Raw genomic sequence first — 23208 nt, 5'->3', positions numbered from 1 at the left:
CAAATCACTATGTCAGTCTATACACAGGCATAGTTTTTTCGGTGTTTGCAGTTGGTCAGTTGTCTCCCGAGGAGTATACAGAACTACTTGATACAAAGAATGTAGATGCAGCTTAATATGCTGATTCAGCACTCTCGAAAGCGCGGCATGAGCTAGCGTTATTTTTTTGTTTACAATTAAAAGAAAATCGATTATTCTACTTGACGGGGAAATAAGTTTTGAAGATTTACCGCTGACGGATCGCCGTGTGCGATGAAAGTCGCCTGCATGGTGAAGGCTCGTTATAAACTGAAAAGTATAAGACGAGAATAGCGAAAATACACCTTTGGTTACTACGGGAACACAAAATGATGTTAACGGTTTTTCATTAGTGTTTTCTGAACCAGTCAAGATTCAATTGATGGGATGGTCGAATGTACTTGTCCCAACAGAGTCTCGCCCGGATGAAACATTAATTTACAATGGCTTTAGTTTTAATGTAGACATTCAAACACCTACTAATGAAGCCAGTGTTTCATTTGGTGTTAAAAGAAGTAATAATGCTGTAAGTAAGTTCAAAGCAACTTACAGTCCAGTAACGGAAAAATGGACGCTATCTGAAATAACAGCCCCGTAAAATTAATTTAACCTCACCTCAATGGTGGGGTTTTCCTGAGTTTAAAAAGCCCTGCCTGTGCACCGCACAATTCAGACACCATTCATAATTGCTTTAGAGTTGTAGTCGTGCACAGGCAAAGTTTTTCCTTATCCCACGTCACCACTATTTCTGCATCCCACAATTCAAAAAAAGTACCTGTGCATGAAATTTTTATGAATGTTTGTGTTAGCACATTCACGTTTCTTTCGTACACAGGTACTGATAATCAAAGATGAAATTAATCAAACTCTTCGTATTTAAAAACGCCTGCCTGTGCACCGCACAACTATGTCGTAATCGGAACTACGGACAACGGTTCATGGAAGTCATGATGGAAGATCTTTTCTTCTTGGGTGTTGACTTGATTGGTTTAACTCCGGGATTCTATACAGCAGCAGCCACTGAAGAGCAGAAGAAATGGAATCCCAGGCTGGTGGAGTTTTATACGCGCCTAGGATTTGAGTTAGTGGAAAATGATGCGGAGAAAGGGTTAGTTATGGTGAAGGATGGTACGGTTGATTGAAAAGGGTACCTTTTGTGAAGCATTTGTGTTTGTTTCGTGCACACCTTTTGCTGCGACACCGACTACGGAAGGGGTAGAGCGGTTTGCGGGTTGGTAGGTGGTTTATTATGGGAAGTGAATTGGAATTCTAAATTCGAAACAGGAGTGTTGACTAACGGATAAGATTATCAATTTACATCTATCCTATATGGAGCGGCTAGTTGAAGAGGGAAACGAAAAATAACACTGTGAACTGTACAGATCAGACACTAATCTGATAACATAAATATCTGTTCATCAGATTTCTTCAAATCTATTTGGCTTATTATTGTCTTCTAATCCGTTATTTGTCACACTATTTTGCGGAAAAGCATGCTTGTACACCATTTTGTTATCATTTATATAGAGAGAGTTACAAGTGCTACAAACTACTTAGCCTAGAAATATATTCACCAATGTACAAATTGCTATACCTATACAAACAGCAGCTATCAAACACTAAGGTTTGGCTTTCAAATCATCATCCTTTTAATAGTTTAATATTACATACTTATCACTCAACAATAGAAATTATGCAAGTAAACATTGTTTTGAAATGCTTGCCTGTGCACCGTACAATTATAGAGTTTAATAATTTAAATGGTACACATAACTTGTATAGGATTATTAAGGGGTTGGACGAAATCGAAGCGGTAATGAATTTATGGAACAACTCTATGTGGTATCAACAAATATACGTTGGAGCAGGTGTTTTGTTTATTTTATCTCTCGGTGCATCGCTCTTATTAGCGGTACCTTATTTTAAGGTAGAAGCTAAAGTACAGAAGGAATACAATATGCTGTGTCAAAAACATTTCTTTATAAAGCTACGTTCGAACAAACAAGTAGAATTACTCCAAATAGCAAAGCTAAACGTTAGAAACTGTACCCGGATTTATCCTTTTTATCTAATTCAAAAACTTGTAGCTCGTATTATTACTTTAAGTTTGGGGATAGCGATAACATTTTATATTGGATCATCGGTTTTTATTTTTCTTGAGACTCCAATCGGGGAAGAGGATATGATGAATCCACCAATAATTGAGGAAGATGATGACCATGTCGAACCTACAGTGAATACAGATGACGGTATTCACCATGTCGAACCTCATCCTGTGGAAAGTTATACTCGCTCTGATGGAACAGAGGTTCAAGGATATCATCGTGGTGGATCTGATGGATATGACCGCAGCAATCCTGACAATAGTACTTCTAATAACTTGAAGCCGTAAGATTGCAGCTATATTGCGAAAAAATTCTTTAGTTTAAGTTAAAAATGCCTGTGCACCAAACAATTATTTAATAGAGTGTTAATATATGAGGAGTAGTAGCGATCATAATAACAAACAAGTAAGGTGATTAGATGATTTCAGTTAGAATTTTTAAAAATGGTGAGCTGTTGAAGGAATGTGAAAGTATCCAGGATGCAGGGCGTTACTTACAACAGTATACGGGTGATCGCTTTAAGCGATTTAATGCTATTCAGAATGGTTACTGCTATGGAGATATTTGGAGCTACAAGGGTGCAAGTTATACTTTTGAAGTATCAGATGAGTTTTCAAGTAACAGAAGAAGACAATTAGAATCTAAATGAGAAAAAGTGAGCGTTGCCTGTGCGGTCACACAAGTTAATCAAAGTTCCGTGAACTACCTAAAAGCCCTCTAACCGAACGATTGGTTAGATGGCTTAATTAATCATCTACAGCGATTATAGCCACGATCTTTATGTGATTCAATTCAGATAATCGTCGCGGGTGTCTGCAAAAACGCTATGCACTAAACAATCAGGATACTATTCTGACAATCTAGTGGTAGCACCTATATAGATGTCTCCTAGCTATACAATACGCTAGGAGACATTTGTGTTTTTTACATAAAAAATATAGGAATGCAATATTTAGTAGCAGCTAAATTGGAGAAATCTTGGATGTGTAGCACACAACTAAAAACACTTACAATCATTGTCCGTGCACGATACATTAACCTTGTGGATTCGTCTCAAAATTAAGATGTTTGCAACCAAACTAACCTTAAAATATCAATTCATCAAGTGAGCCTGCAAACTCTGTAATCAGCTCAGTTCCTTCATTCGTCAATATGACGGTATCAGAATGTCTGAAACCTCCCACGTCCGGTACGTAGATACCGGGCTCCACACAGAAAACCATCCCTTCTTTTAAAATCAGTTCATTATCGAAACGGAGAGAAGGTTCTTCATGTAAACCAATTCCAATACCATGCCCTGTTCTATGATTCATATACTGCTCCAATCCTGCATCTGCGATAATAACTCGGGCAATTTCGTTCACTTCGCTTGCCTTCATGCCTACTTTAATGTGTTTTAGTGCTTCGGATTGAGCTTCTACAGCAACCGTAAAAACTTTTCTTTGTTCAGCGGTAGGTTCTCCAATGAAGAATGTTCTCTCGCATTCTGCCCGATAGCCATTGAAACCGACTTGTCTGCTATGAATGATAATGTCATTCTTCTCCAACACCCTAGTGTTTGAAAATACATGGGGCATATTTGTTCTTTTTACGCCCGATGGAGACATTGCGAAGAAATCTAATGTTGAATCAGGATGCGTCCTCGCAACTTCTTTGAAAAGAGCGGTGTTACCGAACTGATCCAGTTCGATTTCCGTAATGCCTTCCGCACCATGTTGTAAGGAGTTTTTCAAAGCCAAGCTGACTAATCGACCCGATTCTCTGATAAGCTCCAATTCTTCGTCGTCTTTAATGAATCGCATTTCCGCTATATACGCATCCAAATTGACTAAAGTAAAACCATTGTCAGTCAGGATATTCCTCAGTATGACTGGACATGATGAATACTCAACTCCAATAAGTCCATTCGCTGGAAAATCGGCTATCATCTTCTTAAAGTAATCCAAATAGGACTCGCCATTAAAGGATTCGAGTTTTGTTTCATGATAAACGTATAGTTTCTTAATGGACGTTTTGTCTTTTGCATGCTCCTCTTCCAGTGAAGGGATGATCAGGTGGGTTTCTTTATCATCAATACCGAGCACAATGGGGCGCGAGTAAGTAATGGCTTTCAAACCTGAAAAATAAAATTGGTTTTCAAAATTCATTATGATGGCTGCGTCGATGCCAATACTCGTAAAGTTCTCTCTAAGCTTCTGTATTCTATTCGTAATCATGTAATCTTCCTCTCTAGTGTAATTAAATAGATGAAGGCTTCAATGTGTTTTTTGTCGTCAATGTTACAATTATAAGTGCTAAAATGGCAACTGGAATTGAAATCAAGGCACTGTTTATGCCGAATGGATTGCCCATGAACTCCCAGGATAATGTTGTAACAACACCAAGAATCATAGAAGAGATACCAGCTTGTTTGGTGACGCTGGGCCAGATGAAAACAGCAAGCAATGCGGGTGTAATACCAGCACCATAAACCGTATAGGAATACATTTGAATAGCCAGGACGGACGGGAAGAAAGTTGTTAACACGAATGCAATTAATCCTAGTACTGGAATCAAAATCTTTGTGAACATCAATTTTTGTTTATCCGTAGCATTCTTGTTAATGTATTTTCCATAAATGTCGTAAGTGACGTTAGTGGAAGCGGATAGCAAATATGAATTGCCAGTGGTAACGATGAATGCAGTAACCGCGGATATCAATAATCCACCTATAAATGTCGGGATAACCAGAGTAGTCGCAATTAAAGCCATGCCAGGATCGATGTCTGGAAAAATCGCTCGTGCACTGAAAGCTATGATGGCAACAAGGGGTGTAGAGATGAGCATCCCGATTATCCATCCCGTTGTCCCGATTTTTGTTGTCTGATCACTTTTTGAAGCAGATATACGCTGATACATATTTTGATCGCCCAGTAAAAGGAACAGAACAGGGATATAAAAACCTAGAAATTGTAATGGTGTCAGACTGCCTATTAGACTTAAGTTTACGCTAGGAACTGCCGCTGTAATTTCACTCCAACCACCACCAACTGAGATTACTAAGGGAACAGCAACTATTAAACCAATCAAAATTAAAAATGCACTAAAAGCATCAGTTGGGGCAACAGACATCAATCCGCCTATAGTCGCCAGGAAGATGACGAGGACTGCACCTATAATTGTGCCTGTTTCAACGGAAACACCAGTAGAGACATGCAATATAAAACCAATTCCTTTAAATTGATAGGAAACGATACCGACATACGCCAAAATAATAATGACTGCTGCTACCATACTGGCAAATTTCCCATACTTCACTTCCAATATTTCTGATATCGTATATTTTCCATAATTCCTGATTTTAGAAGATATCAGAAATAACACGATGATGCCGATCAAAGATGGCAAGACATATCCGATAGCCGGCCATAATCCATATGAATAAGCAATGGAGTTAGGTCCCCCAGTAACCGTTCCGCTACCGACCCACGTTGCTAATAATGTACCCATCAATACGACAGGCCCCAATGACTTTCCTGCCAAGATGAAATCATCACTTGTAGATACTTTTTTTGAATAAACAAGCCCCAAGATAATCATAAATACTCCATAACCAATGACATACCATAACAAGTTCGGATTAAATTCCATTCCCATTCGGATTCCCCCTTTTGTATGCTTAACATTTTCATGATTACAGACTATTCCTAAAACTCAGCTTAGCGTATACTGATTGATATTACCAATACGATTTTAAGGTGCTACTAATATGAAAAACGACTTTATGGAGGGTATTATGGAATTTCGTCAACTTATGTATTTTATAGCTGTCGCAGAGGAGCTACATTTTGGAAAGGCTGCAAAGAAGCTTGGCATGAGTCAGCCACCGTTAAGTCAACAGATAAAAAAGCTTGAAGAATACTTAGAAGTGGAATTGCTTCACCGGACAAAAAGAAAGGTATCATTGACCGAAGCCGGAAGGTACTTTTATCGTGAGGCCACAAAAATGAATTTTACATTGAATGGAGTCGTCGAAAACGTGAAGTTAATAGATAGTGGCATGTTTGGGGCGTTAAAAATCGGATTTGGACCAGATTATTACACACTGACAAAAATACTCAAAATCTATGAAACAGAATATCCCGATGTCCAGATCCAGTTGGAACAGATGCCGACAGCTGAGCAGTTAATAGCTTTGGATAAAAATGAAATTCATATTGGAATTCTACCGGGACCTATTGAAACAAAAACCATTGAGTCCAGAGTTGTAGCTGAATACCCGTATAGAGTAGTTCTCCCCGCAAATCACCCCCTTGCCCAAGAAGAAGACGGAGTTGATTTGATAAAGTTGAAGGATGAGAACTATATCATGACACCTCGTGAAATAGGGCCAGCCTACTATGATGCAATCATCAACATTTGTAGCAATGCCGGTTTTAACCCTCATATACGCAAGAAAACCCATGAACTGCAAACGATTATTCCCTTGATTGCAGCGAACATGGGGATTGCAATTGTTCCAGAGATGCTCAGTTACTTCAGTAGAGCAGATGTGATTTTTCTTCCGATAAAAAATTGTGATGCCACAATGAAAAATTGCATTGCTTGGAATAGGGAAGCAAGGTCCCCAATTATTGATTTGTTTATTGATATAGTGCATCGAGTGCAAAAGACCAAGTAAAAAAGGTGTCTATGTACCAAGTTATCGTGTTTTTTTAAAAAAGCCTTGCCTGTGCACGGCACAACTTGAACGCTATTCAGAATTGCTCTAAATTTATGTCGTGCACAGGCAATGCTGTTCAGGCAACGCTGTTAATGGAGTTTATTGATTATCTTAAAATTAGACATACGTTAATATCAGGGGAAAAGCAGTTGAAGGATAATTCGGCAGAGCAGTACAATAAACCGCTTGCTAAACTTGAAGAGGCTTAAGATATATAGAAAAGCCCTGCCTGTGCACCGCACAATTCAGACACAATTTGGAATTGTGCTGGAGTTGCGTCGTACACAGGCAGGGCTTCTTGTTGCTGGAGTTGCGTTGTACACAGGTAACATCTTCACAATATAACTAATACATGTTTATTTACTTGCCTTTCTTCTTACCTGAAGAAAGACCGATTTCATGAAGTGTTGGTGCAACACCATCCCATTCAATCTTGATTTCAAATACATTTTTAGATTTAACTGTTCTAAATACATTCTCAGATTTGGCTAGCGTACCAACTTCAGACCAGCCCTTTTCAGTTCTTATTGAAACCACTGCATTTGAAATAGTGGAAGGGTTTTGGTTTACAGTAAACTTATTGATATCGGTTCTATCAGAAAGTTTATAGACCAGGCTGCCTTTCTTCGGTGCATTTACATCTGGTTTAAATGCTGTGCTTAATTTGCCGTCGATGACGTTAGCTGCTTCAAAATTAGCTTCAGCAGCTGGACTAACCTCAAATGTAACATCATTATTGGAATATTGTATTTCTAAATTTTTAATATCCAATGTAACTGCACGTTTTGTGTTGTTAATCAAACGAACATAATTTGCACTTCTCACTTTTGTTAAATCCGTTACTTCAGTCCATTCAACACTATTGATGGATGCTTCTACTGTTAATTGTTCATTGTTTGTAACATCAGCTATGATTGATGTTAATTCTTTAATTTTGTTAAGTTCGATGCCAACATATTGACCTTTAGCTAATTTAATACCTTTTAGATTCTCAAGTGTCGCGTTAGATGGGAAGATATCTACTTGGTTTGCTGCTAATTTTTTAACGTTTGTATATACATTTCTCTTTATGTGATCCGCATTATCCTTGTTGATGGATAATTCACGAACAGATATCCAGTTATTCTTAAGTTCACCTGTTGGAATTACTCTTATATGTTTCGCTTTTACATGTAAGTCATCGATAACGATTTTTTGAGTATTTGGCCCATATGCTTTTCCATCTATGTCTTTCCACTTTTTCCCGTTCATGGAATATTGGAATTTAACATAGTTAAATGAGTCACCAGCACCTGGCTCACCCTGTTCAAAAGTAATGCTATTAACGTTAGTTACTTTATTTAATTCTACCGCAACATAGTCATCTGCCTTAGCGCCTCGGCGTACCCACATCGTTGATAATCGATCAGTCCCACCATCTACGATATTTTGAATATGTCCCCAATATAAGTTTGGTCCCATGTTTGTGTAAGGGAAGAGTATTAATCCATTAGTATCTGGATTATTTTTTTGATTGAACTTTTCGCTTATTAATCTTGATAAGTCATTAATAAATGGTACTAAATATTTTGTTCCTGGTTCTGGTCGAGTTTGACTATTATTGATTGCGGGAACCCTGTGAGATCTTGAAGCGGTATATTCGTCTTCACCTTGAACATAGTACTTCATGGCCTCATCATAATTACCTTTTTCGAAAGCTACTGCTGCATTTATATAGGCAATTGTTGACTCGGCTTCATCTCTCAAAGAATCAACCCAACCTTTAATTTCTGTTTTCAATAGTTCATTTTCAGATTTTTGTGCGAAGCTATTTGTATCATCTACAATCTTGCTATATTCTTTTAAAAGGTACTTGCTATCTTTTTTAATGGACTTTCCAGCAAATAATTTTTTTGTGAAATTTTTAATATATGGAGCTAACTCTTCTGACTCTTCTAAAGCTAACCCATGCCAGTTTGGAGTTGGATCACTCATATGTTTTGCAAATGTGTGTAACTCTTCTGCTGCATCTGGTTCAATGTACTTGAAAGAATCCGCCCAGCTCTTGTCCATGTCGAAACCTGCTCGATTCCAACCGTAGTCTGCTATTGCAAATAGAGCTACTTTTGAAGATTGAGCTTCTTGCATTGGGTTCGTTACAATACCGCGGAAATTGGTAACAGAAGGATCTAGCATTTCACCTTTCCCCATGAGTAACCTCTTATTGTTAATATCATTAACTGGCCAGTTTAACCACATGAATGCTTCACGGCCAACTGCTTCTTCAAAGAAATCAAACGTTTCTTTATTTACATCACCAAGAACAACGTCACCTGTCCACATAATTTCAGTGGATTTAGGCATTTGGCCAATTGTATTCAAATATTCGTTATGAACATCGCCGCCTGCAGACTCTTTTGTATATACCTTAGGGACGAAGATAAAGCTATAAACATCGCCTTTCGCTACGCTCCACTCTTCTAGATCATTCATTAATCTTACTTGGTCTGCTGCTTCTCCTTCTGCCGCATCATCACCAAGTACACCAAATTGACGTACACCAACATCGTATAATTGCTCGAATTTAGTAATGATTGTCGCTAAATCCTCTTGATATTTTGCTTCATCCTCAAATTGAATTGGATTGTGTAAGAATGGATGAATCGTCCAAATGAATTTGTTCTTTGAAGCAGCTCCAACCTCAACCAAATCTTTGATTTCAGTTAACTTTTCAGCTGGGTAGGGTTCTCTCCATTTAAGACTGTGATACTCATCATCTTTTGGTGCGAAGATGTAAGCATTCATCTTAAAGTCTCCACCAAATTCCATTAAGCTCTTACGGTTTTCATTGCTCCAAGGAATACCATAATATCCTTCGATGAATCCACGCCAATGACCATCTGAATAATCTTTAATTAATAGGTTTTTAATATTAGAGTCTTCTAATTGCTTAAAGATCAGTTTTAAAGTAGTAATCCCGTAGAAAGCAGAATCTGTATCTTTACCTAAGACAGCGATTACATTATCACGAACAGATATGATATGAGAATCGTTTTCTGTGAAATGAGCCTCATCATCTAACCCTTTTGTATTGAAGTACGTATCAACGATTTCGCCTGAGTTGTTGATCCCGACAATAACGTTTGTTTTTCCTTCTTGAATTTCTGTACCTACTGTATGGTTAATATTCTTAATGGCTAACACTTCGTTTAAACGATTTTTTGTTGCTTCATCTAAACCACTTTCAAAGACAACGTTTATATCTGAACCTAAGTCAAGATTTCCTTTGTTGTATACAATACTTTGAGGAATTGGATAAATTTCATAACCTTTCTTATCTTTTGCTTTTGCCGGGATACTAACTTTTTTACTCGCTTCTTTTTTTACTTCATCTGCTTGTACAATAAAGCTAGTTGGTAGTAATGAAATTAACATTACCAAAGACATCAGTATTGCGAATAAAGAATTTTTCTTTTTTCTAGATAAATGCATGTGAATTCTCCTTTACTATTTAAAATAGTTTACGTTTCTTCTTCGAAAAGGCTCTGCCTGTTCACCGCGCAATTAAAATACTATTCGGAATTGTTGTGGATTACAATAGGTACCTGGACCCCGCACGATTCAGACGCTAATCTAACAGTTTAGGCGAGATAAATGGATGACTTTTACTTGTTATGTAAGTAGTAGGTAAAAGCGAGCGTCGAATAGGCTGACGAAATAAAAAAATCGCGTGCCTGTGTACCACACAATACAGACATTAGTCTGATAATTCGAGAACAGTAAACGAGTAGGAATCTCCCAGTAATAGATCGTGGTGGGGGATTTTTTTGCCTGTGCACCGTACAATTCGAACACTATTGGGAATTGTTCTGGAGTTGTGTCGTGCACAGGCAACACGATTAACCGTTCCCTACCTCCATATCCCAATCCATCTGTCCTGTCCGAACTACTAGCTGCGCCGTTTTCAAAAGACGCTGAAGGGGATTGTCGGTATTGTTTAAAGCCTATAGCAATGGATGAAAACATTGTTGATGAGTGGTTACCTGATAGTGGGTTGGATTGATAATCTGGCTAGCTGGGATTAGGGCTACAGAAAAAACTCTTCAGGTTACGATGTAGTTGGCCTTCCATCCAACGACCCTCCCATATGTGCTACAATGTTGTAAATTGTGGGAATAGGGGGATTCGCATGAAACCAAAAATCTTTATTACTAGAAAAATGGATGATCGCGTGGTGGCAACGCTTCAGGATAAGTTTGATGTCCGGATGTGGGAATCGGAAAGTGAGCCGGTTCCTCGTGCTGTTCTATTGAGAGAAGTGTCGGAAGTGGATGCGTTATGGACAGTCGTCTCCGATCGCGTCGACCGGGAGCTGATTGAAACAGGAAAGAAGCTGAGGATCGTTGCCAATATGGCGGTCGGTTATAATAATATCGACCTTGAAGCGGCGAAAGAACACGGAGTTCTGGTGACGAATACACCAAATGTATTGACTGAGACGACGGCGGATCTCACGTTCGCACTGCTTCTTGCGACAGCACGCAAATTAATTTTAGCTGAAAGTGAATTAAGGAACGGCAATTGGAAGTCATGGTCACCGATGCAATTCACCGGAATGGATGTCGGCGGTGCGACGCTCGGGATTGTCGGTATGGGACGAATCGGCGAGGCGGTTGCACGCAGGGCGAAGGGGTTCAATATGCACGTCCTGTACCATAATCGAAACCGGAAACACGATGCCGAAGCAGAGCATGGTTTTGAATACCGGGAGTTGGATCAATTATTGGAAGAGGCGGACTTCGTGGTCGTCCTTACACCCTATACGCCAGATACGGTAGGCCTCATCAGTGAAAGGGAATTGGGACTTATGAAACGTACAGCGGTCCTAATTAACGTGTCGCGAGGCGGAATCGTCGACGAAGCAGCATTGTATAATGCGCTGACGGACAATACTATTTGGGCAGCAGGGCTGGATGTGTTCGAAACAGAACCTGTACCTCCTGATCACCCGCTTCTTTCACTTCCGAATGTCACTGTTCTCCCACACATTGGCAGTGCCAGCATTAAAACACGTCTGGCGATGATGAACTTGAATGCTCAGGCGATAATGGATGTATTTGAAGGACGCGAACCGAAAAATATTGTTTAAAGGCACTTCCCGTGAACTGTGCAATTCAAACACTAATCAGAACCAATTTGAAGTTGTGTAGTGCATGGCACCTAATATGAACATAGCGGCTTCCCACTACTGGGAAAGCCGTTTTTTAGCCGTCTTTTTAAAATCCCTGCACCACAAAATTAGCAGGTCACGCCATGTGTAGAAAATAATGTAGTCCTAATTACAGGTGTTGCTGGTTTTCTTGGCTTGTATACAACTATATCGATCTTTAAAAGTAACGAATAGGTCAAATAATTTTATGACGATATTGGGATATTCTGTTAGTCCTATTATATTACTTTATACCTTATAATTAGGAAGGAATATTAATTTTCTACAACAGGAGGAATTTCATCATGAAAAAATTAGCATTACCAGGTATCACATTAGTAATCTTATCATTAGGGATATTAACAGGTTGTGGCACTACAGAAGAGGTAAAAAAAGCTGAACCAAAAACTGGACAAACGCAAGTGGTTGGAAATGTTGATAAAGAAAAAGCAGAAAATCAGACGGGGCTAGGACAAATTGGTGAGTTTGGTAAAGTATCTGTACTTGCTGAAGCGGACCCTTTCATACTTGAAGGAAATGAAAACATAGGTTATGAATTATCTGATGTGAAATTGGTGAAAATAGAAGACTATACAGAAGACGGAGAATGGGCATTATTATGGGGAACGGGACTAGATAGTGCTGCTGAACTGCCCAAGTCAGTGTATGCAGTAATTGGCACAGAAAAGAAAACAAATAAAACAGATATGTCTATAGAATTTAGTGGCATTAATGCATTAGTATTAGGCAGTGAACAGATTGATGCGATTACAGATGATATGGCGACTGAAGACGAAGGTGGCTCTACAATGTTGGGCGGAGTCGAATCTGAAGGGCAATTTGCGGTAGTAGTAAAAGACCCTAAAGCAACATCGTTAAAACTCCTTCTATCAAGTGCGTTTGACTCTGAAACATTTTCAAATGATTTACTAGAAGAACAGGAAATTAATCTAACACTTACAAGCAAGTAAACTTGTCAGGAATTAAACTATAAGCTTTGCACCCTACAATCCATTTTATAGTTGTGTGATGCGAAAGCGGCCAAATTATATTTGCAACCTTATGTACTTCTTGTTGCACAATTCTCCACTATTATTTTCAAAACAAAGCGGCCACCCACTACCGGGAAAGCCGCTTTTTTGACGTCTGTTTTTCTAATGTAACCGGCATGTGCTTTGTTGCTTTGCCAAGTCCGTATTGCGGCATGTTGACATAAATAGATTCGTATTGACCTTTGGAAATGATATACGTTTCATGGTAGATACCGACTGCATCATTATTGGCGGTTAGCTGATTGAACTTCTTCCAAGCTTTCAGATGCTTTCCGTTTTTCGAATAGGCGAGCAAGTCGTCAAGGGATCGCCAATATTGGATCATGGCAGTAGTACGCAGTCCGAAGTAATTTTCGGCTGAATGAAAACCAAGTTCTCGTTTATGCGTGTACAGCTCCTTGATCATACCTGGCATTGATAGAAAAACGGGCAGCCATTTGTGGATGGAAAACCTTTTATTGATGCGCATGCCGATGATAAAGACAACGATGTCTTCCGAGTTGTCGGCTGTATGCCTGCCTTGAAAAACAGATGGTGACATTGAGTTAATCCTCCTTCACTTAGTCCTGAACCGCGTTTTTATCTACCCCTGCATCTCCATTTTCATCCCGCCGGAGTATCCATCCCAGCTGTATAAGTAGTGGACGCCGGTCGCAGTGTCGACCCATATTTTAACGCCAGATAACTTACCTTCCTGATGTATGGTCACGAACCGCTTTTTGGCGTGTTCTTTCATCTTGAGCGCCTCCATTTTTTGTGGTATTACCATTACGTTTCGGCTGTTATAAAGTTTCGTCGGTCTTTAAATGTTTCAATTCTTTCTTTCGGTTTGCTGTGCCTATTACCATTAAAAAAATACTCGCCTAAAGACTTGTCCGTGCACCGTACAATTCTGACCCCATTCAGAACAACTTTAGAGTTTTGTAGTGCATAGCCGTTCCAATTAAGGGGATGCAGGTAATGCCCTCTTAATTCAATGCTCCCTTACTGTCTAATCCATTAGCCACTCTAATGACGTCATAAATATTTTGAATTTTACATTTAATATATCTGAATATAAAGTAAAGTCAGAACGATTGATAGAAAGGAGCAACGCACATGGTGAATATATCTATCGAGACCACGAGAAAACGGCGGACGCCTTATGCGACAAAGGAGCTTAATCAGTTTACTTCCGAAGAAATCAGGTCGTATCAGGAGGTTCTACTTCAGAAGCAGCTCAAGCGGGCTGTGAGAAATTCGGAGTATTACCGCCGGATTTTCAGGGAACTTGGAGTCAATGTGAATTCTATCAAAACATTGGAGGACTTCCGGAAGTTGCCGCCATTTATGAATAAAGATTTGGAAAGGGAGAGCCAACGCCTGTCTTTTGAAAAGGAAGGTCATCCGTTTGGTGAGCATTTACTGGTGAAACCGGACCAGATCGCCTTTACGGGGACGACCAGCGGAACGTCAGGAACACCGACCTTCACATATACGTTCACGGAGCGGGATATCCGCACGATGAACAAATATATTCGAAACATGCTGGAGTACGGAGGGATTTATAAAGGAGATCGGTTGCTGTTCAGTCATTCACTCGGCATTTATGCGACGTCTTCCATTCTCTTTGGTGTTCGAGAACACGGGGTATTGCCGATTGACGTGGATGTACGGGCGGGCAGTGACATGATTTTAAAATATGCTCAGATGTCACGTCCAGAAGGGGCGATGATGACGCCGTCACTCGCCGAGTACTTAGTGGACCGTGCGCCGCAGCTGACGGGTCAGGAAGTGGGGGATCTCGGGTTGAACGCACTCTTTACGGTAGGTGAAATCGGAATCGGGATCCCGGAAATTAAACGGAAAATTGAAACCGCTTACAAGTGCAGAGTGTATGATTATCTTGGTGAGTTCGGATTTTCATGCGACTCTGAAGAGTACCACGGCATTCATGCCGTTGCTCCTGACCTGGTGCTGTTCTCGGAGGATTTGGTGGATCCGGAGACAAAACAGCCGATTCAAGTGGAAGATGGAGTGGTCGGGGAAGTCATTTTAACGGAACTTTCGTTGGAAGGCTTGCCGCGGATTAGGTATGCGAGCGGTGATCTTGTCCAAGTCTTTACGGAACAGTGTCCGGGATGCGGATTTACCGGTCCGCGCCTTAAAGTCGTTGGCCGTTCGGACGATCTACTCATCGTGAAGGGAGTCAACGTTTATCCTTCGGCGATTAAAAAAGTGGTTGCTTCATTTGATGAGATGCTGACGGGAGAGTTCAGGATTGTTCTGGATAGCCCGCCCCCACGGGTGGTACCGCCGCTCGTGCTGAAAGTGGAACATAGGGAAGGTGTCCAGAAAACGGATCTAGGTTATATCGAGGATATCCTGAAGTCGGCGTTGCACAGGGAACTCAGAATCACGCCGGATATTGACTGGGTCGGAGCAGGAACACTAAAGAAGCAGCTGACCAAGACGCCGCTTTTTGAAAAATGCTACGAGGGGTGAGTGGGCATGGGAAATCCATTGGAAGGCGTACGGATTTTAGACTTAAGTTGGATTTTCTCGGGTCCTTTTTCAACGCTGCTCCTACAGCAGCTAGGTGCGGAGGTGGTGAAGCTGGAAGTGCCGGACGCTGGTGATCCGACGCGGCAGTTTCCTTCTCTCAGGAACGGGGCAAGCGCCTATCATTACATGCTGAACCGAAATAAAAACTCAATTTCACTAAATCTGAAAGAACCGGATGGCATAGAAGGACTGAAAAAGATTCTTCCTGAATTTGACGTGCTGATTGAGAACTTCGTGCCTGGTAAGATGGAGAAACTCGGACTGGGCTACGAACAACTGAAGCAGAAGCATCCATCACTGATTTATGCGTCCATTTCAGGATTCGGAAGCTCGGGGCCTTACAGCAGTCGGCCGTGCATCGATCCAATCGCTCAGGCGATGGGCGGACTGATGGCACTAACCGGAGATGAGAGCGGCCGGCCGTTCAAAACCGGGCCTGGCATAACAGATGCTCTTTCCGGGATTTATCTCGCGCTTGGCGTTGTGAGCGCCTTATTAGAAAGGGAGAAGACTGGGCTGGGTCAGCAGATTGAAGTAAGCATGCTGGAGAGCACGGTGGCTGTGCTGGAAGATGCCATTGTCAATGCAAGCATGAACGAACATGGTCCGACTAGAAAAGGGAATACCGATCCATTCGGGTTGCCGTGGGACTCGTTCCAGACGAGGGACGGGAAATGGGTGATGGTATGTGCACTAGGAAAAGAACAATATGAAAGGGCCTTCAGATTGATCGACAGAGAAGATATCATTCAAGATTATCCTTTTGCTATGAATGAAGAATTTCAAAAACATGCCCCGCAGCTCAACCAAATCTTCGGAGAATGGGTGCAGACTCAAGAAGTAGACTCCGTGCTCATGACACTCAGAAAAAATGGCATCCTTGCAGGAGACGTAAAAAGCATAGATCAGATTTTGGAGGATCCTCACTTAAACGAGCGCGGGATGTTCACAGATATCTCACATGAACAGCTCGGGGACATCAAAGTTGCCAACCTACCGATCCTCTTTGATGGACATCGTCCTGGAAAGATGAATGAGCCGCGTACAAAGCGGGTTGGCGAGGACAACGAAAAGGTTTTGAATATATCTAAAAAAGGAGAGGGAATCCGATGAAAGTGGACGTTTCCAACACGCTACCGAAGTTTTTGATGGAAGGCTTTTCTGATCCAGGAAAAGATAACATCGGTTATCTTAAAGTATTTGGCCCACGCTGGGCAGGTCTGATTGGCTGGTCGAAGAACGAATTCATGGAAAAGCTCGAGAAGCAGGATATAAAAGAAGTGATGACCGAGGTGATGACGGAGCTCGGCAAGCAGTTGTCGATGGACAATTTCCTGAAGCAGCTCGATGAGCAGGAAGTGGTGGCGCACGCAATCCACAACATGGACTACGGACGAAACGGCGATGAAGAGCCGGAGGACCATGATTATGTCGCCGAAATCCTGAAAAAGTATCCCGGCCGGTTCATCGGGTTCGCGGGTTTTAATCCTCATAAAGGGACAAGGAGCCTGAAGGTGGTCCGCAAGGCGTTGACTGAACAAGGGTACAAAGCTGTCGTCATTCCTCCTTATGAACACGGGCTACAAGCAAATGATCGCCGCTATTATCCACTCTATGCACTGTGCGAAGAGCTGGATGTTCCAATCTGGATCCACACATCCATCAATTATTTCAAGGATACATCCCTGTATATTGACCACCCTTCCAACCTGGAGCAACCACTGAGCGATTTTCCAGATTTGAAGATTATTGCCGGGCACGGAGGGTGGCCATGGGTGAATGACATGATTGGAATGTTGCTGAAATATGAGAATCTGTACGTGGATACATCCGCCTTCCGTCCCAAATACATTGCTGAGTCGAATACCGGCTGGGATATGTTCCTCTACTATGCAGACCGGATGTTGCAGGACCGGATTCTGCTCGGAACAGACTGGCTGACTCTAGGAATGCCCATCGCAGAGGTCATGACGGAATTCGAGAAGTGGCCGATCAAAGACTCCACACGGCGCAAGTTTTACTGGGAAAACGCCAACAGACTGTTTAAGTTGAACTTAACCACTCTGAACGAGAAGGAGGAAGGGAAGGTATGGCAAACGTAAAAGACGCAGGCCACGTTGTATTGAGTACGACCTCTTCGCATCTGAACAAATCCCTCTCAAAGTGGGATTTGTTGTCTATAGGAATCGGTGCCGTGATCGGCTGGTCCTGGGTTATTTACGGCGGTATCTGGACAACGCTGCCAGGAAGCATAGGAGGGGTCATGGCTTTTCTGATCGGTGGCCTCCTCTGTACGTTCGTCGGACTGACCTATGCTGAACTGTCGTCTGCATTGCCTTATGCAGGAGGAGACATCGTTTATACTTTCGAAGGGCTGGGTGCTAGATGGGCCTATTTCTCAGGCGCATTCCTGACAATCATTTTCATAGGCCTAATCATCATTGAAACAATCATGTTCCCGATGATGCTGGAGGCGCTTGGTTTCCCGGTGGTTGAGTGGCTGCCGTTGTATAATCTGGGTGGTGAGACCGTCTACTTGTCCTATATCCTGCTCTCTATGGTGGTCAATCTGTTCTTTGCTGTGCTGAACTATCGAGGGATTGAGTTTTCAAAGGTATTTCAGACAATCACAGTCGGCGTGCTGTTGTTTGCGTCGGTTTTCTATGTATTCAGCGGAGTGACGCTTGGCAGCATTGACAATGCAAAGCCATTTTTCACCGGTTTTTCCGGATTGTCTCTGGCCTTGTTGATGGTTCCTGGTTTTATGCTCGGCTTCAATGCGGTAGCGCAGGCTGCAGAGGAGACAACCATCAAGCCGTCGATGATCGGCAAGGTGGTCATCGCCACTGTTTGGGCAAGCGTAGCGTTCTATGTCCTAATCATCATCGGGACGGCACTTTCAGCGGACGCCGAGTTGCGGGCATCCGGCGGCATCGTTGTACTAAATTCGTTGCAAAATCTGTACACTTCAAGCTCTCTGCCAATGTACTTCGTCGCAATCGCTTCACTGATTGGACTCTTGACTTCATGGAACGCATCCTACATTGCGGCAAGCCGGATTTTGCTAAGTTTGGGTCGGGGCAAGTACGTTGCACCTGCATTCTCTAAAGTCCATCCTCAGTTCAAAACACCAGGGAATGCCACTATCTTCCTATTCATTGTGAGCAGCTTCGGTGCGTTCCTCGGAACGAGCCAACTGATTTTCGGTAGCCTGGTCGATGTAGTCGGTGTGATTACCGTCTCTTCCTGGCTTCTGGTCGCCATCTCTTTTGTACGACTGCGCCAACTGCGCCCAGATCTGGAACGGCCTTATCGAGTCAAACGGCCGAAACTACTTGGCTTCCTATCCATCGGCTCTCTCGTGTTTTTCCTACTGCTTTACACGCCGCTCAATCCGATCGGAGGACTTAGCCCTGCCGAAACCATCGTAACCATCATTTTGCTTGTTGTGGTGGTTGTTTATTACTTTAAAAATGTTCACTCGGTGAAAATCGATGAAAAGAACCGGAGAGAAATGTTGTTTGGAAAGGAAGAATGACATAATGGAAGAAGCAAGGACGATGCGTTTGCTACATCGTCCTTGCTTCTTCCTTTCTTCAATGAGGGATAGAGGGCAGGGCGCTCCATTCAGATATATACTTTTCCAACATTTGAATAATTTGCTTTCGTTCACCATTGACCGGCTTCCCGACAGAATAGATTAAACCAAGAGTAGCTTCTGGAATGCCTGAATCCATAAAAGGAATCGAGATGATCTGGCCCCCCTGTACAAGAGGATTGTAAATTTCATTCTCTGTCTCTATAGCAATGGCATGCCCCCCAGAGATTGTCTCCCTGATTGTGTCCACGTTATTCGTTCTCATCAGTACATTCATGTTGCCATTCCTCTTAAAAAGATCTTCCATAAACCAATTCATAAATTCCCCATCGTAGACAACAAGCGATTCATTGGAGATATCTTCGAAACTAATGGTAGGCTTGCGGGCTAGCAGTGAATCTTTGCCCACTAAAACAAAGAAATTGACTCGTTTTATGGGCATAAAACAAATCTCTTCGTGCGGGATAAGTGTTTCTGCATACAACACGGCAATCCCGATATCGATATTTTGCTTGATCACAGAATTCCGGATGGAAATGGAGCCGGCTTCTTCATACTCAAATGAAAGATGGGGAAAGCTTGCCTTAAATGAGAGAAAGGCAGGCATCAAGAAATTAAGATGCAATCCCTTCACCGTTCCGATTCTCATCTTCGAGTTCTCATCCAACCGAGCCGCCTCGCGCCGCATCTCCTCAAGCGCATCTACGACCAAGCGGGACTTCTCCAAGAAAAAATGCGAATCGGGAGTTGCTGCCACTCCTTTTTTTGTCCGAACCAACAACTGAACCCCTAACTCCTCCTCTAACCTCGAAATCGACTGGCTTAACGCGGACTGCGTAACAAATAACGCCTCTGCCGCTCGTGTCACCGAACCATAATGGACAGCAAATAACAGGTGGTTCAACTGTTCGAAACGCATAAAGGATCACTCCTGTGATGAGGGAATAGTTTGTGAATTCATTATACAAGAAGTGAGGGGGTTTTGGTAGGGATTGTAGGTTTGTAAGTAGTCAAAAAACGCTGTGCACTACACAAAGCGTCTGCTTATGCATCGTAAAATTGAAATACTAGTATGATAATTTAGTAGTCATTCCTGAACAGCAGTTTGTCAGTAATATAGCATGCTGGGAAACATTATTATTTCATATATGAAAGCACTACAATTTACAATTAAGTGACCATCTTGCTGAGCTGGATGCTTGAAAAGGCTTGTACCGCACAATACAGACACTATGTTGAATCATTCTAGAGTTGTGTCGTATACAGGAAATCCAATTATTTAATCTAATTACGAAATCGCCTTTTTGCTATAATAACTATAATCAATTGTTTTAGACACAGCAAAGCAAACTTTTAACCCTCCAATATTACTAGAGGATGGTGGTTATTATAAACCTAGAGAAGAAAATACCTATCGAATTTGTATCTGGAACTGTAGTAAACATGGTTTATTCGAATTTTAATAATCCATTGTCTCCTTATTGTATATGTGAGATACATATTCACCAGACAAACTTTAACATAGATTCAGAATTCATACGTGTGATCCTTCATTCAGACCCTCCTGTAAAGAACAGTTTTGTCTATAAATTTTTTGGTCAATTAGAGGAAACGGAGAAATATGGAAAATCTTTCAAATGTGATACATATATTCGTGACATTCCAATAGATAAAGCTCATGTCGTAGATTTTTTAGGATCTGGATTATTTCATGGAATTAAGAAGAAACGCGCAATAAAAATTGTCGATACTTTCGGTGAAGACTGCTTAATAAAAATTGTCAATACACCCGAAATCCTTCGAGATATTAAAGGTATTCCAGAGAAAACTATTGAATCAATACAAGAGGTTATTGTAGAAAATTTAGGTATGCAAGATATCATTACTAAACTTCACGAGTGGAACATTACCATAAACTTGGCGAAACGTATATTCCGAATGTACGGGGACGCTTCTGTTCAAAAAATTACAGAGAATCCATATTGTCTTGCCAATGCGGTCCGCGGTATAGGGTTCAAAAAAGCAGATGAAATCGCAGATCACATTGATATTAGGGGTGAAGATGGCCGTCGGATTAAAGGGGCTATCGAGCATACACTTCATCAGATTTACGAGGAAGAAGGAAGTACGTATGCACACAAAGGATATGTAATGCAAAAAGCTTCTAAAATTTTATTCGACCAAGACCATCTTCGATATCCTTCAGAGCTAATTGAAAATAATTTAGAAGAGCTGGTATCAAACAATGTAACCGAATTACTTGACTTCACAACAGACATCGGACAAGTATATCAAACAGGGAATAATATTTATTTATCAAAGTATTATAATTATGAATTTGCAATAGCAAAAAAAATATCCAACATAAATTCTATTAGAGAGCCTCTTAAGCCCGAGGATATGACAAGGCTATTCAATCTTTTTGATGTCTTATTAGCCGATCTACCATTTATACCATCAGAAGAACAGCAATTAGCAGTACTAGCTTCAGTGATTGATCATGTCGTTATTATTACAGGTGGACCAGGCACAGGAAAAAGTACAATCCTCAAACTAATACTTAGGCTATACAAAGAATTAGAATGCTTGGATCACTTCACTCAATTTCAAGAAAAAGTGATACTATTAGCGCCCACCGGACGTGCTGCCAAACGCATGACTGAATTGACACAAGTTCAGGCACAAACCATCCACCATTTTCTAATGACTCGAAAAGGACAGAGCAAGTTTACTGAGGGTCGTTTGTTCATTATTGATGAAATGTCGATGATGGACATCTCTATGATGAGTCAATTACTCGAGCATCTACATAAAGGGGACAGACTAATCTTAGTTGGCGACAAAGAACAACTCCCCCCTATTAAAGCAGGAAACGTTTTTGTCGATATTATTGAAACCGAATCTTTCACTGCAGTTGAGTTGAAAACTGTATTTCGCCAACATGAAGAGTCTACTATTAATGAATTAGCAGCTTCTATACGGACAGGCGACATCTCAGAAAAACTGCTGACACCGAGTGGTGACGTAAACTTATTGTCAGTGAAAAGGGACTCTATTACCAAAACAATAGAGACTGAAATTCTTTCAGCACTGGATCGACAAGTTTCTTTCGATGACATACAAATAATTGCACCTATCCATAACGGTGAGCAAGGAATTATTTTCATCAACACTTATGTACAAAATTTACTCTATGAAGGCAAACTCCCTTCTGCAAATCCACACGTTCCAACTGGTTTTACAAATCAGTTTTATAAATTTCATCTACACGACAGGGTTATGCAATTAAAAAACAACAAAGAAAAATATGTATTGAATGGCGATATAGGAGTTGTGATAAAAGTTATCCCAATCACTGAAGTGATTGAAATGAATGAAATAACAGGAATTGAGGAAGTCGTGGAGGATCCGCCAAAGATTATAGTTAGTTTTGATGGAAGGGAAATTGCTTATTATCAACAGGAATTACAGGAACTCTCACTTGCATACTGCTTTTCAGTTCACAAAGCACAAGGTTCTGAATTTCCTAGCATAATCTTACCAATATCCAGGTCTCATCTACATTTTATGAATAGAAATCTACTATATACTGCAATTACCCGTGCCAAAAATGAGTTGACGATTGTCGGTGAGTTAGAAACCTTCTTAATCGCTCTAGAGAGAAAACCTAAAAAACGTTATACCTTCTTGAAAGACCTTCTCTTAAAAATGAAATAAAAAATCCCAAGCTGAGCGATCAACCAATGAACAATTCCAAAATGAAATGGCTGCAGTGCACCACTTGATTTGTAAGCTAATCTGACTATTTAAAAGGCACCTGCGCAAGAAACTTTTGTGTTTGTTTAAACAATCCCTTTTTAAAGCTCTGCCCGCACAATTCAGACTCTAGTCTGGCAATTGGATAGTCATTCAGCTATACAGCATGTTGGGAGAAACTTTTCATATAAGAAAGCACTGCAATTTACAATTAAGTGGCCATCTAGCTGAGTTCGACGCAAGAT

General features: G+C 41.1%; 18 protein-coding genes. 12 read left to right on the top strand and 6 right to left on the bottom strand.

Annotated features, from left to right (window positions below; translation table 11 throughout):
• Positions 1-325 precede the first annotated feature (325 nt).
• From RL70_RS04780 to RL70_RS04765, 4 genes are all read left to right on the top strand, one after another.
• A complete protein-coding gene (locus RL70_RS04780; RefSeq protein WP_039042241.1) occupies positions 326-616 on the top strand; it encodes a hypothetical protein in 291 nt (96 codons plus the stop codon).
• A gap of 340 nt (positions 617-956) precedes the next feature.
• Positions 957-1160 (top strand): hypothetical protein, encoded by a 204-nt coding sequence (locus tag RL70_RS04775; RefSeq protein ID WP_156137896.1) that lies wholly within the window; start codon positions 957-959, stop codon positions 1158-1160.
• A 653-nt stretch (positions 1161-1813) separates the two neighbouring features.
• Positions 1814-2410, top strand: a complete 597-nt coding sequence (locus RL70_RS04770; RefSeq protein ID WP_039042239.1) for a hypothetical protein — start codon at positions 1814-1816, stop codon at positions 2408-2410.
• 131 nt (positions 2411-2541) lie between these two features.
• Positions 2542-2772, top strand: a complete 231-nt coding sequence (locus RL70_RS04765) for a hypothetical protein (RefSeq protein ID WP_039042238.1) — start codon at positions 2542-2544, stop codon at positions 2770-2772.
• 436 nt (positions 2773-3208) lie between these two features.
• On the opposite strand, the gene RL70_RS04760 is transcribed toward RL70_RS04765, so the two are convergent.
• Positions 3209-4339: a Xaa-Pro peptidase family protein gene (locus tag RL70_RS04760; RefSeq protein ID WP_039042237.1), complete on the bottom strand. Its 1131-nt coding sequence runs from the start codon at positions 4337-4339 to the stop codon at positions 3209-3211.
• 22 nt (positions 4340-4361) lie between these two features.
• Positions 4362-5759, bottom strand: a complete 1398-nt coding sequence (locus tag RL70_RS04755) for a sodium:solute symporter (protein ID WP_039042236.1) — start codon at positions 5757-5759, stop codon at positions 4362-4364.
• 112 nt (positions 5760-5871) lie between these two features.
• Here RL70_RS04755 and RL70_RS04750 point away from each other — a divergent pair, with 112 nt between their 5' ends.
• On the top strand, positions 5872-6783 hold the full coding sequence (locus tag RL70_RS04750; RefSeq protein ID WP_052245775.1) for a LysR family transcriptional regulator: 912 nt from the start codon (positions 5872-5874) through the stop codon (positions 6781-6783).
• A gap of 402 nt (positions 6784-7185) precedes the next feature.
• On the opposite strand, the gene RL70_RS04745 is transcribed toward RL70_RS04750, so the two are convergent.
• Positions 7186-10296: a beta-N-acetylglucosaminidase domain-containing protein gene (locus tag RL70_RS04745; protein WP_082003311.1), complete on the bottom strand. Its 3111-nt coding sequence runs from the start codon at positions 10294-10296 to the stop codon at positions 7186-7188.
• Between the two features lie 697 nt (positions 10297-10993).
• On the opposite strand from RL70_RS04745, the gene RL70_RS04740 reads away from it, so the two are divergent.
• Together RL70_RS04740 and RL70_RS04735 are read left to right on the top strand one after the other, a co-directional pair.
• Complete coding sequence (locus RL70_RS04740; protein ID WP_039042235.1) at positions 10994-11953, top strand: D-glycerate dehydrogenase; 960 nt, start codon at positions 10994-10996, stop codon at positions 11951-11953.
• A 365-nt stretch (positions 11954-12318) separates the two neighbouring features.
• Entirely contained in the window at positions 12319-12984 is a 666-nt protein-coding gene (locus RL70_RS04735; protein ID WP_039042234.1) for a hypothetical protein, read from the top strand.
• A gap of 148 nt (positions 12985-13132) precedes the next feature.
• Here RL70_RS04735 and RL70_RS04730 read toward each other — a convergent pair whose 3' ends face one another.
• Together RL70_RS04730 and RL70_RS17760 are read right to left on the bottom strand one after the other, a co-directional pair.
• Positions 13133-13606: a DUF4188 domain-containing protein gene (locus RL70_RS04730; protein ID WP_039042233.1), complete on the bottom strand. Its 474-nt coding sequence runs from the start codon at positions 13604-13606 to the stop codon at positions 13133-13135.
• A gap of 42 nt (positions 13607-13648) precedes the next feature.
• A complete protein-coding gene (locus RL70_RS17760) occupies positions 13649-13801 on the bottom strand; it encodes a DUF6440 family protein (RefSeq protein WP_156137895.1) in 153 nt (50 codons plus the stop codon).
• A gap of 362 nt (positions 13802-14163) precedes the next feature.
• On the opposite strand from RL70_RS17760, the gene RL70_RS04725 reads away from it, so the two are divergent.
• Genes RL70_RS04725 through RL70_RS04710 form a run of 4 tightly spaced genes read left to right on the top strand, consistent with a single transcriptional unit; the run spans position 14164 to position 19147 of the window.
• On the top strand, positions 14164-15549 hold the full coding sequence (locus RL70_RS04725) for a phenylacetate--CoA ligase family protein (protein ID WP_039042232.1): 1386 nt from the start codon (positions 14164-14166) through the stop codon (positions 15547-15549).
• Between the two features lie 6 nt (positions 15550-15555).
• Complete coding sequence (locus tag RL70_RS04720) at positions 15556-16722, top strand: CaiB/BaiF CoA-transferase family protein (RefSeq protein ID WP_039042231.1); 1167 nt, start codon at positions 15556-15558, stop codon at positions 16720-16722.
• On the top strand, positions 16719-17711 hold the full coding sequence (locus RL70_RS04715) for an amidohydrolase family protein (RefSeq protein WP_052245774.1): 993 nt from the start codon (positions 16719-16721) through the stop codon (positions 17709-17711). The genes RL70_RS04720 and RL70_RS04715 overlap by 4 nt, the downstream gene beginning before the upstream one ends.
• The gene (locus RL70_RS04710) at positions 17699-19147 is read left to right on the top strand and encodes an APC family permease (RefSeq protein ID WP_039042230.1); all 1449 of its coding nucleotides are present in this window, start codon (positions 17699-17701) and stop codon (positions 19145-19147) included. The genes RL70_RS04715 and RL70_RS04710 overlap by 13 nt, the downstream gene beginning before the upstream one ends.
• Positions 19148-19205: 58 nt before the next feature.
• Here RL70_RS04710 and RL70_RS04705 read toward each other — a convergent pair whose 3' ends face one another.
• Complete coding sequence (locus tag RL70_RS04705; RefSeq protein ID WP_039042229.1) at positions 19206-20126, bottom strand: LysR family transcriptional regulator; 921 nt, start codon at positions 20124-20126, stop codon at positions 19206-19208.
• 458 nt (positions 20127-20584) lie between these two features.
• Here RL70_RS04705 and RL70_RS04700 point away from each other — a divergent pair, with 458 nt between their 5' ends.
• The gene (locus RL70_RS04700) at positions 20585-22924 is read left to right on the top strand and encodes an AAA family ATPase (RefSeq protein ID WP_039042228.1); all 2340 of its coding nucleotides are present in this window, start codon (positions 20585-20587) and stop codon (positions 22922-22924) included.
• The last annotated feature ends 284 nt before the right edge of the window (positions 22925-23208 follow it).

Origin of the sequence: Sporosarcina sp. ZBG7A (assembly GCF_000813425.1) — a bacterium.
GTDB lineage: Bacteria > Bacillota > Bacilli > Bacillales_A > Planococcaceae > Sporosarcina.
This window is presented reverse-complemented; position numbering and strand designations above follow the sequence as displayed.

Excerpts from the sequence above, each read along its gene's own strand:
- RL70_RS04700 (WP_039042228.1), top strand. The coding sequence starts at position 20,585 with ATGGTGGTTATTATAAACCTAGAGAAGAAAATACCTATCGAATTTGTA.
- RL70_RS04735 (WP_039042234.1), top strand. The coding sequence starts at position 12,319 with ATGAAAAAATTAGCATTACCAGGTATCACATTAGTAATCTTATCATTA.
- RL70_RS04740 (WP_039042235.1), top strand. The coding sequence starts at position 10,994 with ATGAAACCAAAAATCTTTATTACTAGAAAAATGGATGATCGCGTGGTG.
- RL70_RS04720 (WP_039042231.1), top strand. The coding sequence starts at position 15,556 with ATGGGAAATCCATTGGAAGGCGTACGGATTTTAGACTTAAGTTGGATT.
- RL70_RS17760 (WP_156137895.1), bottom strand. The coding sequence starts at position 13,801 with ATGAAAGAACACGCCAAAAAGCGGTTCGTGACCATACATCAGGAAGGT.
- RL70_RS04725 (WP_039042232.1), top strand. The coding sequence starts at position 14,164 with ATGGTGAATATATCTATCGAGACCACGAGAAAACGGCGGACGCCTTAT.
- RL70_RS04755 (WP_039042236.1), bottom strand. The coding sequence starts at position 5,759 with ATGGGAATGGAATTTAATCCGAACTTGTTATGGTATGTCATTGGTTAT.
- RL70_RS04715 (WP_052245774.1), top strand. The coding sequence starts at position 16,719 with ATGAAAGTGGACGTTTCCAACACGCTACCGAAGTTTTTGATGGAAGGC.
- RL70_RS04750 (WP_052245775.1), top strand. The coding sequence starts at position 5,872 with ATGAAAAACGACTTTATGGAGGGTATTATGGAATTTCGTCAACTTATG.
- RL70_RS04775 (WP_156137896.1), top strand. The coding sequence starts at position 957 with ATGGAAGTCATGATGGAAGATCTTTTCTTCTTGGGTGTTGACTTGATT.
- RL70_RS04705 (WP_039042229.1), bottom strand. The coding sequence starts at position 20,126 with ATGCGTTTCGAACAGTTGAACCACCTGTTATTTGCTGTCCATTATGGT.
- RL70_RS04745 (WP_082003311.1), bottom strand. The coding sequence starts at position 10,296 with ATGCATTTATCTAGAAAAAAGAAAAATTCTTTATTCGCAATACTGATG.
- RL70_RS04765 (WP_039042238.1), top strand. The coding sequence starts at position 2,542 with ATGATTTCAGTTAGAATTTTTAAAAATGGTGAGCTGTTGAAGGAATGT.
- RL70_RS04710 (WP_039042230.1), top strand. The coding sequence starts at position 17,699 with ATGGCAAACGTAAAAGACGCAGGCCACGTTGTATTGAGTACGACCTCT.
- RL70_RS04760 (WP_039042237.1), bottom strand. The coding sequence starts at position 4,339 with ATGATTACGAATAGAATACAGAAGCTTAGAGAGAACTTTACGAGTATT.
- RL70_RS04730 (WP_039042233.1), bottom strand. The coding sequence starts at position 13,606 with ATGTCACCATCTGTTTTTCAAGGCAGGCATACAGCCGACAACTCGGAA.